The organism is Martinezella dioscoreae (genome assembly GCF_009176305.1).
Classification (GTDB): Bacteria; Pseudomonadota; Alphaproteobacteria; order Rhizobiales; family Rhizobiaceae; genus Rhizobium; species Rhizobium dioscoreae.
The window spans coordinates 308059-320835 of the sequence record NZ_BLAJ01000002.1 but is presented as its reverse complement, the minus strand read 5'-3'; the positions used below and the strand labels follow the sequence as shown (position 1 = coordinate 320835).

General features: G+C 60.8%; 12 protein-coding genes. 8 read left to right on the top strand and 4 right to left on the bottom strand.

What is annotated here, in order from left to right:
• Window positions 1–24 precede the first annotated feature (24 nt).
• The 3 genes from GDN47_RS08065 to GDN47_RS08055 all read left to right on the top strand — a co-directional run bounded on the left by GDN47_RS08065 (window position 25) and on the right by GDN47_RS08055 (window position 3669).
• Window positions 25–1101, top strand: coding sequence for an S-methyl thiohydantoin desulfurase family protein (locus GDN47_RS08065; protein WP_113329331.1), 1077 nt, complete (start codon window positions 25–27; stop codon window positions 1099–1101).
• The gene (locus GDN47_RS08060; protein ID WP_113350864.1) at window positions 1098–2636 is read left to right on the top strand and encodes a hydantoinase/oxoprolinase N-terminal domain-containing protein; all 1539 of its coding nucleotides are present in this window, start codon (window positions 1098–1100) and stop codon (window positions 2634–2636) included. The genes GDN47_RS08065 and GDN47_RS08060 overlap by 4 nt, the downstream gene beginning before the upstream one ends.
• A gap of 88 nt (window positions 2637–2724) precedes the next feature.
• The gene (locus GDN47_RS08055) at window positions 2725–3669 is read left to right on the top strand and encodes an isoaspartyl peptidase/L-asparaginase family protein (RefSeq protein ID WP_113389498.1); all 945 of its coding nucleotides are present in this window, start codon (window positions 2725–2727) and stop codon (window positions 3667–3669) included.
• Between the two features lie 31 nt (window positions 3670–3700).
• On the opposite strand, the gene GDN47_RS08050 is transcribed toward GDN47_RS08055, so the two are convergent.
• Window positions 3701–4246 (bottom strand): GNAT family N-acetyltransferase, encoded by a 546-nt coding sequence (locus GDN47_RS08050; protein WP_152093008.1) that lies wholly within the window; start codon window positions 4244–4246, stop codon window positions 3701–3703.
• A gap of 303 nt (window positions 4247–4549) precedes the next feature.
• On the bottom strand, window positions 4550–5251 hold the full coding sequence (locus GDN47_RS08045; protein WP_113329327.1) for a FadR/GntR family transcriptional regulator: 702 nt from the start codon (window positions 5249–5251) through the stop codon (window positions 4550–4552).
• A gap of 137 nt (window positions 5252–5388) precedes the next feature.
• Between GDN47_RS08045 and GDN47_RS08040 the strand changes: the two genes are divergently transcribed.
• Together GDN47_RS08040 and GDN47_RS08035 are read left to right on the top strand one after the other, a co-directional pair.
• Window positions 5389–6684 carry an MFS transporter gene (locus tag GDN47_RS08040; protein WP_152093007.1) on the top strand — a complete coding sequence of 432 codons (1296 nt, stop codon included), beginning with the start codon at window positions 5389–5391 and terminating at the stop codon, window positions 6682–6684.
• Between the two features lie 11 nt (window positions 6685–6695).
• Complete coding sequence (locus tag GDN47_RS08035) at window positions 6696–7592, top strand: dihydrodipicolinate synthase family protein (protein WP_113329325.1); 897 nt, start codon at window positions 6696–6698, stop codon at window positions 7590–7592.
• Between the two features lie 13 nt (window positions 7593–7605).
• On the opposite strand, the gene GDN47_RS08030 is transcribed toward GDN47_RS08035, so the two are convergent.
• Window positions 7606–8352 carry a FadR/GntR family transcriptional regulator gene (locus GDN47_RS08030; protein ID WP_113329324.1) on the bottom strand — a complete coding sequence of 249 codons (747 nt, stop codon included), beginning with the start codon at window positions 8350–8352 and terminating at the stop codon, window positions 7606–7608.
• A 125-nt stretch (window positions 8353–8477) separates the two neighbouring features.
• On the opposite strand from GDN47_RS08030, the gene GDN47_RS08025 reads away from it, so the two are divergent.
• The 3 genes from GDN47_RS08025 to GDN47_RS08015 all read left to right on the top strand — a co-directional run bounded on the left by GDN47_RS08025 (window position 8478) and on the right by GDN47_RS08015 (window position 12197).
• Complete coding sequence (locus GDN47_RS08025) at window positions 8478–10199, top strand: IlvD/Edd family dehydratase (RefSeq protein ID WP_152093006.1); 1722 nt, start codon at window positions 8478–8480, stop codon at window positions 10197–10199.
• 445 nt (window positions 10200–10644) lie between these two features.
• Window positions 10645–11271 (top strand): GNAT family N-acetyltransferase, encoded by a 627-nt coding sequence (locus GDN47_RS08020; protein WP_113350869.1) that lies wholly within the window; start codon window positions 10645–10647, stop codon window positions 11269–11271.
• Between the two features lie 269 nt (window positions 11272–11540).
• Complete coding sequence (locus GDN47_RS08015; protein WP_233789806.1) at window positions 11541–12197, top strand: LLM class flavin-dependent oxidoreductase; 657 nt, start codon at window positions 11541–11543, stop codon at window positions 12195–12197.
• Here the strand turns inward: GDN47_RS08015 and GDN47_RS08010 are convergent.
• On the bottom strand, window positions 12169–12717 hold the full coding sequence (locus GDN47_RS08010) for a cupin domain-containing protein (protein ID WP_069610031.1): 549 nt from the start codon (window positions 12715–12717) through the stop codon (window positions 12169–12171). The genes GDN47_RS08015 and GDN47_RS08010 overlap by 29 nt on opposite strands.
• Between the last annotated feature and the right edge of the window lie 60 nt (window positions 12718–12777).

Genomic DNA, 12777 nt, shown 5'->3' with positions numbered 1-12777 from the left:
GGGAGCTACTGCCGAAGGTGAAACATGCTTCAGGAATTTTCCGAAGACAATATCGAGCCGCTCGCAACGGGAGCCTGGATTCTGGGAACCGGCGGCGGTGGCAATCCCTATATCTCGACTCTTAACCTTCGAAGACTCTATGCCGAGGGGCGTCGCGTGCAGGTGATGGATCCGATGGCGCTCGATGACGACGATATGGTTGCGGTCGTCTCGAAGATGGGCGCGCCGCTGGTCGGGCAGGAGCGTCTCAGCGATCCCGTGCATCTGGCGCGCGCCGTCGAGGTCATGGAGGATTATCTCGGCAAGCCCTTTCGCGCGATCATGAGCGTGGAGATCGGTGGTTCGAATGCGCTCTCCTCTTTTCTCGCCGCCGCGATGCTGGGCCGGCCGGTCGTCAATGCCGATGCGATGGGACGCGCCTATCCCGAGGCGCAGATGACCTCCTTCGCCATTGGCAATCTGCCAATGTATCCGCTTTCCCTCGTCGACGTACGCGAGAATGAGGTTATCGTCACGAAGGCCGCATCCTGGAAATGGATGGAGCGAATTTCGCGCAAGGTCTGCACGGAGGTTGGCTCGACTGCCGCCACCTGCAAGGCGCCGCGCACCGGCCGCGAGGTGAAGGAATGGGGCATTCATTACACCATAACGAAGGCTACAGAGCTTGGCCGCGCCGTCATCGAGGCGCGTGCCCGTCATGACGATCCGGTAAAGGCAGTTCTCGATCATGAGGGCGGCAAGCAATTGTTTCGCGGCAAGGTGATCGACGTGGCGCGCGAAACCACAGGCGGCTTCCTTCGTGGGCGAACCGTGATCGAGGGCATTGACACCGACAAGGGCTCCCGAATGGAGCTCGCTTTCCAGAATGAATGGGCGGTCGCTTTCCGCGATGGCGAGCCGGTGGCAATGACGCCGGATCTCCTTTGCCTGCTCGACACGATTTCCGGCAGTGCCATCGGCACGGAATCCGTGCGTTACGGCCAGCGCGTGACCGTGGTGGCTCTTCCGGCACCCGAACTCCTGACCTCGCCTGCCGGGATCGCTGCGGTCGGTCCTCGTGCCTTCGGTTACGACATTGAATTCAGATCGGTATTCGCATGAAACGCATCGGTATTGACGTTGGCGGCACTAATACGGATGCCGTTCTGATCGACGGTGAGACGATCATCGCTTCCATCAAGGTTCCCACCACGCAGGACGTCATGTCAGGCGTGAAGTCGGCCTTGAGCCATGTCGCCGGCCATGCCGGCGCGTCCAGCCGGCCGATCGATGCCGTCATGATCGGCACCACGCACTTTACCAACGCGGTTGTCGAACGGGCGCGACTGGAAAGGGTGGCTGCGATCCGCATTGCACTCCCGACCGGCGCTTCCCTGCCGCCGATGTGCGATTGGCCAAACGACCTGCGCGCGGCAGTCGATCCGCTCATCTTCATGGTTCATGGCGGTCATGAATATGACGGCAGCCCGCTCGTGCCGATGATCCCCGACGAGATCCGCGAAGCCGCGATGCAGATCCGCGATGCCGGCATCACGTCGATCGCGATATCCGCGACCTTCTCGCCGCTGACCACCGAATGCGAGGTCAAGGCGGCTGAGATCGTTCGGTCGGTGATCCCGGATGCGAGGATCACGCTGTCTCATACTCTCGGTCGGATCGGTCTGCTCGAGCGCGAGAATGTTGCACTTCTCAATGCGGCGCTGCAGTCGCTCGGCAGGACCACGGTGCAGGCGTTTTCGGACGCGCTGCGCGAAGCAGGTGTTGCCGCACCCTTTTACCTGACGCAGAACGACGGTACGGTGGCGCTGGCAGATGTCGCGGCCGCCAATCCGGTTCACAGCTTTGCCTCCGGTCCGACGAATTCGATGCGGGGTGCCGCCTTCCTGACCGGCTTGAGCGACGCCATGGTGGTCGATGTCGGCGGTACCACTTCGGATATCGGCTGCCTCGTCGGCGGCTTTCCGCGCGAGGCCAACAATATCGTCCACATCGGCGGCGTGCGCACCCTATTCCGCATGCCCGATCTTCTGCCGATCGCCCTTGGCGGCGGAACGATCATCGATCCGGAAACTGGCAAGATCGGCCCGCGTTCGGTCGGCTATCGCATCCTGACGGAGGCACGCGTCTTTGGCGGGAACACCCTGACCACCTCGGACGTCGCCGTCGCCGCCGGTCTGATCGAGATGGGAGACAGGGATCGCGTTCGCGATCTCGATCCGGCCTTCGTTAAGGCAAGCCTTGAACGAATCCGCGATATGGTGACGGACAGCTTCGACCAGATGAAGACGTCGGCAGAGGACGTACCGCTGATCGCCGTCGGCGGCGGCGCCTTCCTGATCCCGGAAAAGATCGCGGGAGCTTCCGAAGTTCTTCGTGTCGAAAATGCAGGCGTTGCCAATGCGCTCGGCGCCGCGATGGCGCAGGTGTCGGGCGAAGTCGACCAGGTGTTTTCGGGGTTGAGCCGCGACGAAGCCATCGCCAAGGCAGAAGCGGAGGCGCAGGATGCAGCCGTTGCTTCCGGTGCGAGCCAGGAAAGCGTGAAGACGCTCGAAGTCGAGGATATTCCGATCGCCTATCTTCCCGGCGGAGCGCGCCGCGTAAGAGTAAGGGTCATCGGCGATATCGCCTTCAACTGAAATGACGTCCCGATCAGGCTGATCGGGCGTTGGTGAGGAGAGCGGTGTTGGGCATAGAGATTGCACCGGCGCCGGATCGGAGTGGAAAATGACGAAGATTGCGCTGGCAATTCATGGTGGCTGCGGTGTCATGCCCGAAGGCAGCATGACGCCAGAGGAATGGGAGGGCGCGCGCCGCGACCTGGCTGCCGCTTTGCGTGCAGGCTATACACGGCTGCAGGCCGGTGACAGTGCGGTCGATGCCGTCGAGGCCGCCGTCGTGGTCATGGAAGACAGCCAGCATTTCAACGCTGGCCATGGCGCAGCGCTCAACGAAAACGGCGTGCACGAGCTCGATGCCTCGATCATGGATGGGACGACGCTGGAGGCGGGCGCCATCAGTGCCTCTCGCGCGATCCGCAACCCGATCAAGGCTGCCCGCACATTGATGGAAGACGGCCGTGCCGTCTATCTGACCGGCCCGGCTGCCGATCGTTTTGCCGAAGCCAAGGGGCTGCAGATCGAGCCGCAATCCTATTTTACCACACTGAAGCGGGTCGAGGCGCTGGAGGCGATGAAGCGCCATGCCGCTGACGGCACCGAAGGAACCGAGAACGAAAAGCATGGTACGGTCGGGGCGGTGGCGCTCGATGCCGCCGGCCATCTTGCCGCCGCCACCTCGACGGGCGGCTACAACAACAAGCCTGACGGGCGCGTGGGCGACAGCCCAGTCATCGGTGCGGGCACCTATGCACGCGACGGCGTCTGCGCGGTGTCTGGAACGGGTAAGGGCGAGTTCTTCATCCGCTATGTGGTTGGACACGAGATTGCCTCCCGCATGGCCTATCTGAAGCAGGATATCGCGACCGCGACCGAGGGGTTGATCAACCACGATCTGGCGCCGCATCAGATCGGCGCCGGGCTGGTGGCTATAGATGCTCAGGGTATTGCCGTCGCGCCCTACAATACGCCGGGAATGTTTCGTGGCTGGGTGACGCCGGAAGGCAAGGGTTTCGTCGCGACGCATGAGCGGGTCTACGAAATCGAGCTCTAAGGACGCTGCGGCTTAGCACCGCGCTGTGGGTTCACGGCATTTGTCGCTCGAGCACATAGCAACATTGAACGATGGTTTCGCTGCGCGCCCGCGAGAAAAGCTCCCTGCTGCCGACTTGGCGGAAGCCAAGTTTGGTCAGCACCCGTCCAGAGGCCGGGTTGTCGGATGCGTGACCGGATTCGAGGCTGAAGAGACCGACTTCGTGGAAGATGAAGCCGATCAGTGCCTGCGCCGCCTCGAAGGCATAGCCCTTTCCCCAGGCTTGCCTTTCCAGCCAATAGCCAAGGCTGCCCTTGCTGTCAGCAATGCCATCGACATCGGCGACACCGATCATTCTTTCGGCTTGTTCGATGGCGAAGCGATAGGCGGAGCCTTCGGCCCATTCGCGCTCATGACTGGAAAACCAATCTCTGATATCGTTTTCGTTCGGCGGGTATGAGGCGTTGCTCAGCATGCGCGTCACAGCCCAATCGCTCTGAATTTCGGATGCGCGTTTGGTATCGGCGGCCGATGTCGGACGCAGGCGGAGGCGTGCTGTCTCGATGGAGGAGCGATGGATCGATCTTGCGGTCATCATATGAGGGCTCTTGCCGAGTGAGGGATATCGAGGGGCGGCGCCCGAGGCCACTATCTACGCACGAGGTGATAATGGGAACCGATATCGCCCGATTTTGTCTGGTCTCCATTTTTTAGCGTTAGACAATATATTGCCGCAATGGGCGCGCAAAAGCGCCGCCTCTTGCGGGCCTAGCCTGCAGGAAATATGGGGCCGGCCGTGAGAGCGTTCCGTTTACGAGGGGCGAACCCCCTTTCGCGGTCCGGTCCTTCCCCCGTCATCCATGTCCTCACAGTCCTCGCTTTGGCGAGCAAATCTTGATGGCTATGATGCCGCCCGCTCCCGCGCGTGCCCAAGGAAGCTTGACGTCTGGTCGAGAACAGCCTCCATCGCGTGTCTGGCGGCGATACTGTCGCCTGCGGCGATTGCCTCGGCAACTGCGGCGTGGTTTTCGAGATTGGCCGCAAATGCACCGACCGTATGCGGGAAAACGGCATCGAGAATGGATTCGATCGCCTGGCGCAGGCTTTGCAGCACCGGATTATGCGTTGCTGCAAGGATCGACATGTGAAAGGCCTTGTCGGCGGCGACGGCTGCGATCGGGTCCTTCTGGTCCCGTTCCATGCGGCGATGGATGTCGAGGATCGCCTGACGTTCCAGGTCGGTTGCCCGCAATGCCGCCAGTGCGGCGGCTCCGGGCTCGATGATCTGGCGGGCTTCGGCAAAAGCCATAAGCTCATCGTGCGAGATCCGTCCGCGCGACAGCCATGCGATCAATTCCCCATCGAGCCATTGCCATCGCTCTCGCGGTTCTACTCGCGTGCCCGTGCGCTGCCTGACGGTCACGAGACCCTTGGCCGACAATATCTTCGCCGCTTCACGTACGACCGTGCGACTGACGCCGAATTCCTGCTCCAGTTCGCCTTCCGAGGGAAGATAGGCGCCGGGGAGGATCTGTCCGGACGCGATGCGGATGCCGAGTGCCTCCACGAGGGCTGTCGTCCTGTTCGGCTTTGTCTTCGTCATGCGTCGGTCCTTCGCCTCCATCGCCAACGAGACCAACCAGAATGCGGTGACAAAAGCAAATAGCTTGTTGCACCACAAACATCATATGTTAAAGGTATGATGTTTGTAAGGTGCCGATGAGTGTCGTGGAGGGGGAAATGAATTTCGATACCAATGCAGAGGCGGTCCGGCGCATCAATCTGCGCATCTTGCCGTTCCTGATGCTGCTTTATCTCGTCGCTTACATCGACCGGTCGAATATCTCCGTCGCCGCGCTCGGAATGAACGAGGAGCTGGGCCTGACGAGCCAGATGTACGGGCTGGCGGCCGGCATATTCTTCGCGACCTATATCGTCTTCGAAATACCGAGCAATATGCTGCTGGCCCGGTTCGGCGCACGCCGCTGGATTGCCCGCATCATGATCAGCTGGGGCATCATTGCTGCCGGCATGGCATTCATTTCCAGCGCCTATCAGCTCTATGGAATGCGCCTCCTTCTCGGGGCGGCCGAGGCCGGCTTCACGCCGGGCATCATCTACTATCTCGCGAAATGGTATCCGTCGCGCGACAGGGCGAACGCCATGTCCTTCTTCTATATCGGCGCAGCGCTCGCATCGGTCATCGGCTTGCCGCTCTCCGGCCTGCTGCTCAATGCGCACGGTATTCTCGGCCTATCGGGATGGCGCTGGGTGTTTCTGATCGAAGGCATTCCCGCCATCCTGTTGGGCTTCGTCGTGTTGAAGTTCCTGCCCGATCGCCCGCGAGACGCGGCCTGGCTCACGACCAAGCAGCAGGATGGCCTCGAGCGAACCATCGCCGCCGAGGAGGAGAAGGCGCCTGTCCCGCATCATGCATCCTGGAGTGCCGCCTTTTCCAACACTCGCGTCTGGATGCTTGCCGTCTTTTGGCTGCTTCAGGCCTTCGGGACGATCGGCATCACGCTTTTCATGCCGCTGATCGTCAAGAGCCTGTCCGGCGGCGGCAATCTGGCGGTAAGCCTGCTTTCGGCGGTGCCGTTTCTGGCTGCCTGTACCTTCATGTTCTTCAATGGCAGGCATTCCGATCGAACCGGCGAGCGCGCGTTTCATCTCGGGCTTCCGCTCGCCCTGGCCGGTGTCTGCCTTCTCGGTGCGACCCATGCCGGCGATCCACGGCTGTCCTACTTGCTGCTCGTCCTTTCGGTGGCACTCAACTGGGCGGTTATTCCGATCTTCTGGGCTGTCACCACCGAGTTCGTCTCGGGGATTGCGGCGGCCGTATCGATCGCGCTCATCAATGCGCTGGCGAATGTCGCAGGCCTCGCCCTGCCGCCGGTGACCGGCTGGATCAAGGATTCGACAGGAAGCTATGATGTGGCGCTGACGCTGGTGGCTGCCGCGTTGATCGCGGGTGGCCTCCTCGGCATCGCAATCGTCCGCAAAGGTGCGCCGGCCCTTCGGCTTTCTAAACAATAAGGCGAAACGAGATGGCGTTCGAACCTGAGAAACTGCACGGTATTCATGCGATCCTCTACGCGCTCTTCGATAAGGAGGAAAAGCTCGACAGGTCGGCGATGAAGCGGCAGACCGAGATTTGCGTGGCGGCAGGCGTGCATGGGCTTGCCGCGCTCGGCCTTGCTACGGAGGTCTTCAAATTGACGGCCGCCGAGCGCCGGACCGTGATGGAATGGCTTGCCGAGGACAATGCCGGCCGCCTGCCGCTCGCCTTCACCATCTTCGGCACTTCGGTTGCCGAGCAGGTCGAGCAGGTGCGGCACGCCGAAGCCGTTGGCGCTGACTGGGTGATCCTCCAGCCGCCACCGGTCGGCACTTTCGGCGCGGGCGAATATATTGGCTTCTTCGGCCGCGTCGCGGATGCGACGAACCTGCCGGTGGCGATCCAGAATGCCCCTGCCTTTCTCGGACGCGGCCTGACGGGACCGGATCTCGCGGCATTGCGCGCTGCCCATCCCAATGTAAAGGTGTTGAAGGCGGAGGGCTCGGCCATCGAGATCAAGGCGTTGATGAAGGCGATCGGCGAGGACGTGCCTGTTTTCAACGGTCGAGGTGGCCTGGAATTGCTTGACGGGCTGCGGGCAGGCTGTGCCGGCTACATTCTCGCTCCCGATCTCATCGACTATGCGGTCGACGCATACACCGCCTTTCGCGCTGGGAATGAGGTCCGTGCCGAGGAAATCTATCGTGCCATGCTCCCATCCGCCGTTGCCGTCATGCAGGGGATCGAGCACCTGATGTGCTACGGCAAGCGGCTGTTTGCCGAGCGGGCGGGGCTCACGGTTCGCGATCGCGCGCCTGCCATGCGTCCGACACCGTTCGGCGAGGAACTTGTCGCCTTGCATGCTAAGAGGCTCGGATCTTTCTGAAACCGATCTGCTTCTAATTTTCGGATTGCGGCAATTCCAGCTTCTGGACCTCCAGCGCCTCGCGCAGGAGGTTCTTCATCTGCTCGGCAGCGCCCGGACCATCGGCGCCGGCAATGGCTTCATAGACATTCTGGTGACGGCGTATCCAGCGTTCGTCCTCCTTTGCAGTCCGTTGCAGCCCCGCCTTGAACACATGCTTCAGCCCCACTGAGATCAGCGACCCCAATGCCAGATAGAAGGCATTGCCGGTCGCTGCCAAAATGGCGGTGTGAAATGCGAGATCGTGCTCGATCTTTTCGTCCGCGGTCGACGCGAGGGTCATGCCGAGCAAGGCATGTTTCATTTTCTGCAGCGTCTGCGGCGTCGCGCGCGCGGCGGCAAGCTCCGCCGCGGCCGGCTCGAAGGATTGCCTGAGTTCATAGAGATCGATACGTGCCCTCTCGCTGCCGTTTTCCGCGCCGAGCCTCCATGCGAGGACCTGCGGGTCAAGCAGCAGCCATTCCGAGTGATCGGTCACTCTGGTGCCGCTTCTCGGGCGGCTTTCGAGAAGGCCCTTGGCCGACAGGATCTTGATGGCTTCCCGGATGACGGTACGCGATGTCCCGAAATGATCGCAGAGCTCCTGTTCCGTTCCGATGGAGGCTCCGGCCGCAAGCGCGCCACCGACGATCCGCTCACCCAGCGCATGCACGATCGCGTCGTGGTATCTCTTGTTGGTGCCGAGGCTTGCATCATCGGCGTCCGAAGTCATCCCGGCCATCTGCCTTTCCCAAAAATCGAGACATGTCTAGCGTCTTCAGCCTGTGGTCACAAGCGCTACCGCGCTTGACCGCCATGGCTTATTTATATAACAAAAAAATAAATTATAATACAAAAGAGGCCATCATGACCAAGGATCCAAAGCGGCGGTCGCAGGCGTGGTTCGGCGGAGTGGACAAGGATGGCTTCATCCATCGCTCGTGGATGAAGAATGGTGGCCTGCCCGATGATGTGTTCGACGGCCGCCCCGTCATCGGCATCTGCAATACGTTTTCGGAATTTACGCCGTGCAACGCGCATTTCCGCGAACTGGTCACGCATATCAAGGCTGGCGTCCTGGAAGCCGGCGGATTGCCGCTTGAATTTCCGGTCTTCTCCTGCGGCGAGTCCAATCTGCGGCCGACTGCGATGCTCTTCAGGAATCTCGCTTCCATGGATGTCGAAGAGGCGATCCGCGGCAATCCCATGGACGGCGTCATCCTGATGGCCGGCTGCGACAAGACCACGCCATCGCTGCTGATGGGTGCGGCAAGCTGCGATCTGCCGACGATCGTCATTTCAGGCGGGCCGATGTTGAACGGTAATTTTCGCGGCAAGTCGATCGGCTCAGGCACGGATGTCTGGAAATTCTCCGAGGAAGTAAGGGCAGGCACCATGAGCCGGCAGGAGTTCATGCATGCGGAAAGTGCCATGTCACGCTCGCCCGGCCACTGCATGACAATGGGAACGGCCTCGACCATGGCGTCGATGGTCGAATCCCTCGGCGTTGCCCTGCCGACCAATGCTGCATGGCCTGCCGTCGATGCTCGACGGGCGCGGCTTGCCCGGATGACCGGGCGCCGCGCCGTCGCGATGGTCAAGGAAGACATACGGCTTTCGAAGGTTCTCACGAGGCAGGCGTTCGAGAATGCCATCAAGATCAATGGCGCGATCGGCGGATCGACCAATGCCGTCGTTCATCTGCTCGCCATCGCCGGGCGCATCGGCGTCGACCTGTCGCTGGAGGATTGGGACAGGCTCGGGCGCGACGTGCCGACGATCGTCGACCTCATGCCGTCGGGCAAATACCTCATGGAGGATTTCTGTTATGCCGGCGGCATTCCCGCCGTGATGAAGGAAATTTCCGACCTCCTCCATCTCGATGCACTCACCGTATCGGGGGGGAGCGTCGGAGATAATATTGCCGATGTCGTCAACCACAATCCGGACGTCATCCGCAGCCGGTCAAATCCGCTCGTCGACAGCGGGGGAATTGCCGTCCTCAAGGGCAATCTTGCGCCTGATGGGGCGGTGCTCAAACCATCGGCCGCATCGCCGCATCTGATGCGTCATCGCGGCCGCGCCGTCGTCTTCGAGACTATCGAGGATTTCCATGCCAGGATCGACGATCCGAACCTCGATGTCGATGAGAATTCCGTTCTCGTGCTGAAGGGGGCCGGTCCGCGCGGCTATCCCGGCATGGCCGAGGTCGGCAACATGGCTTTGCCAAGCAAACTGCTGGAGAAAGGCGTACGCGACATGGTGCGCGTTTCCGATGGCCGCATGAGCGGCACGGCCTACGGAACCGTGGTGCTGCATGTATCGCCGGAAGCCGCCGCCGGCGGTCCGCTGGCACTCGTCGAGCAAGGGGATTTCATCGCACTCGACGTCGAGGCCCGCACATTGGTTCTCGACGTTCCGGACCATGAGCTTGCCCGGCGGCGCGCGGCCTGGAAGGAACCGGTGCCGGAAATGACCTCAGGATACCAAGGCCTTTACATTCGAACGGTCATGCAGGCCAATACCGGCGCCGATCTCGATTTCCTGGTCGGCGGACGCGGCGCCAAGGTTCCGCGCGAGAGCCACTAACTCCATTTCATCCAGAGCGAATATGCCTACGTTCCTGGGCATCGCTATTCTTCATCGGTTACTTCATTTTCGAGGTGCGGAGCAATCTTCTGCTGACTAGGTTTGGTGCGAATAAACGGGTCGCGAATATCCAGGCGTCTGTGGCTCGATCTCCCGATGTTCTCTTGTATGCCGCGAAACAGGGCGGTGAGCTGGTGCGCTTGTGCGGCCCTTTGGTTGCGTAAATTTGATGATATAATCTATAATTTTAATAGACAAAAGAATTGGGCAACGATGTTTCAATCATCGACCGCACAATAAAAGATCGTGCCGTGCGAAGCGCACCATCGATCATGCATGCTTTGCCTACGAAGCGCTGAGCGGAGTTTGCAGAGTGGTCGGCAAGATCGGCGATCCTCACGACCGTTCCCGGGCAGCCTTCAGAACATTGTTTGGAGGCATATGCATGAACGATATCATAGTCCGGTCGTCATTGCTGGACCCGGCGGCGGAACCGCTGATCGATGGTCTTGCCAGCGAGTATGATAGCAGATATGGCGCCGTCAGCCGCCCGGGCGGCGCGCGCGCGGAAATCATGCGTTATCCGAGTGCGCTGTTCGCCCCGCCGCTTGGCGATTTTCTCCTGCTGCAGCGCGACGGTCAGACCATTGCCGGCGGCGCCTTCATGAGCCACGACGACGAAACCGCTGAGTTCAAGCGGATATGGGCGCATCCGGATCTCCGGCGTCAGGGACTGGCACGCCGCATCATGATCGCGCTCGAGGAGAGTGCCGGGCAACTCGGCTATAACAGGGCCTACCTTAGCACCGGCTTTCGCCAACCGGAGGCCGTGGCCTTCTATCTGTCGCTCGGCTATCGCCCTCTTTTCGACCCGACCGTCGACCCGAGCCTCTATCGCTCTCTGCCGTTCGAAAAGCATATCGGTAAAAAGGCGGGAGCACCCGGTCTGACACCGATCTATCCGCCTGCCGCCTCCTTTGAGGAGGCTACGGCGCGCGTGACTGCGCTGAAGGCCGGGCAGGAGCAGCAGATTATCGCCCGCCTGGCGGCTCACGAAACCTCCGCTGCGTGACGGGCATGACGTCTCCGATGGCTATCGGCAGATCCTGACAAGAAATCGGATCTGCCTTCGAGTTCCACAATATCGCGAAACGGGACTTCACATGACGCATCCAAATGGTCTCAGGGTCGGCATCGGATTAGATATTGCCGCGCAAACCGCAATTCGCGCGACGCTCAGAAGAAATTCTGGCGGGCGCTTGTTGCGCGTTTCGACACGGTGGTCGATTTTGTGACGCTGGAAGACGGCTTTGCCCGTCCTGACGGCGACGGCTGGATGCCGTGCTGCTTGCAAACTGGCTTGCCGCGAGCAGCAGCAATATCGGAATCATCCCCGGCGCAGCGGTCAATTTCCTCGAGCCGTTTCATGTCTCGACCGCCATCGCGACGCTGGATTTCGTAAGCGAGGGCAGGGCGGGTTTTCTGGTTCAGCATTATGATGGATCGAGAGCCGTGCATGCCCGGCAAGCTATTGGCGCCCTCAATGGCTTTCCTGCAGCGGAAAGCGCCGCCTTGCGTCAGGACGCGCTTGATGTCGTCGATGTCGTGCGGGGGTTATGGGACAGCTGGGAAGATGGAGCGGTCATTCGAGATAAGGAAAGTCAGCGCTTTCTGGATGGCTCGAAGCTGCATTACATCAATTTCAAGGGCAGTGGCTTTCAAGTTCTCGGTCCGTCGATCACGCCGCGCCCGCCGCAGGGACCGCCCGTGGTCGCGACAGCGTATCGTCATGGTGAGAACCCATCCGTGGCCTCGGCTGCCGATGTTGTCTTCCTCCATCCAGATCGCCTGGATATCGCCAATCTCATCAGGACGATCGGTACTGCGGACAAGAACAGGGTGCGGGCGTTCGTAGCCGACGTCGTGATCGATGCCGATCGTAAGCCAGGCCATCCGGCCTACCCGTCCACTAGAAGCTTGGCGGCGTGCAGGCGCTGATGACTTCACAGGGATATGGCCCGACACAGCGGAAGCGATGCGGGCGGCGACTTTCGAAATAGTAGGCATCGCCCGGGCCGAGAATGCGGCGTTCGTCATCCACTGTCACCTCCAGGCGGCCGGTGAGCACGATGCCGCCTTCCTCTCCCTCGTGCACCAGTGGTACCTTGCCGGTATCGGCGCCCGGCTGATAGCACTCCTTCAAGATCTGAAGGCTGCGGCCGAAGAGGTTTTCGCCGATCTGCCGATAGGAAATCGGGCCTTTGCCGATTTCGACCAACTCCTCAGCCGCGTAGAAAGCCTTTTTCGGTGCTTCCGGTTCGAAGGCGAAGAATTCGGCAAGGCCGATCGGGATGCCGTCGAGGATGCGTTTCAGCGCACCGACGGATGGATTAGCCGAATTGGATTCGATCAGCGAGACCGTCGAATTGGTAACGCCCGCGCGCTTGGCGAGTTCGCGTTGAGAAAGATTGTGCGCAAGGCGCAGATGACGCAGGCGATTGCCGATATCGACGGACATGACGGTCTCGGGTTTCAGATGTTCGAAATATCGAAAACATCTCATGTGATATAAGCAAAA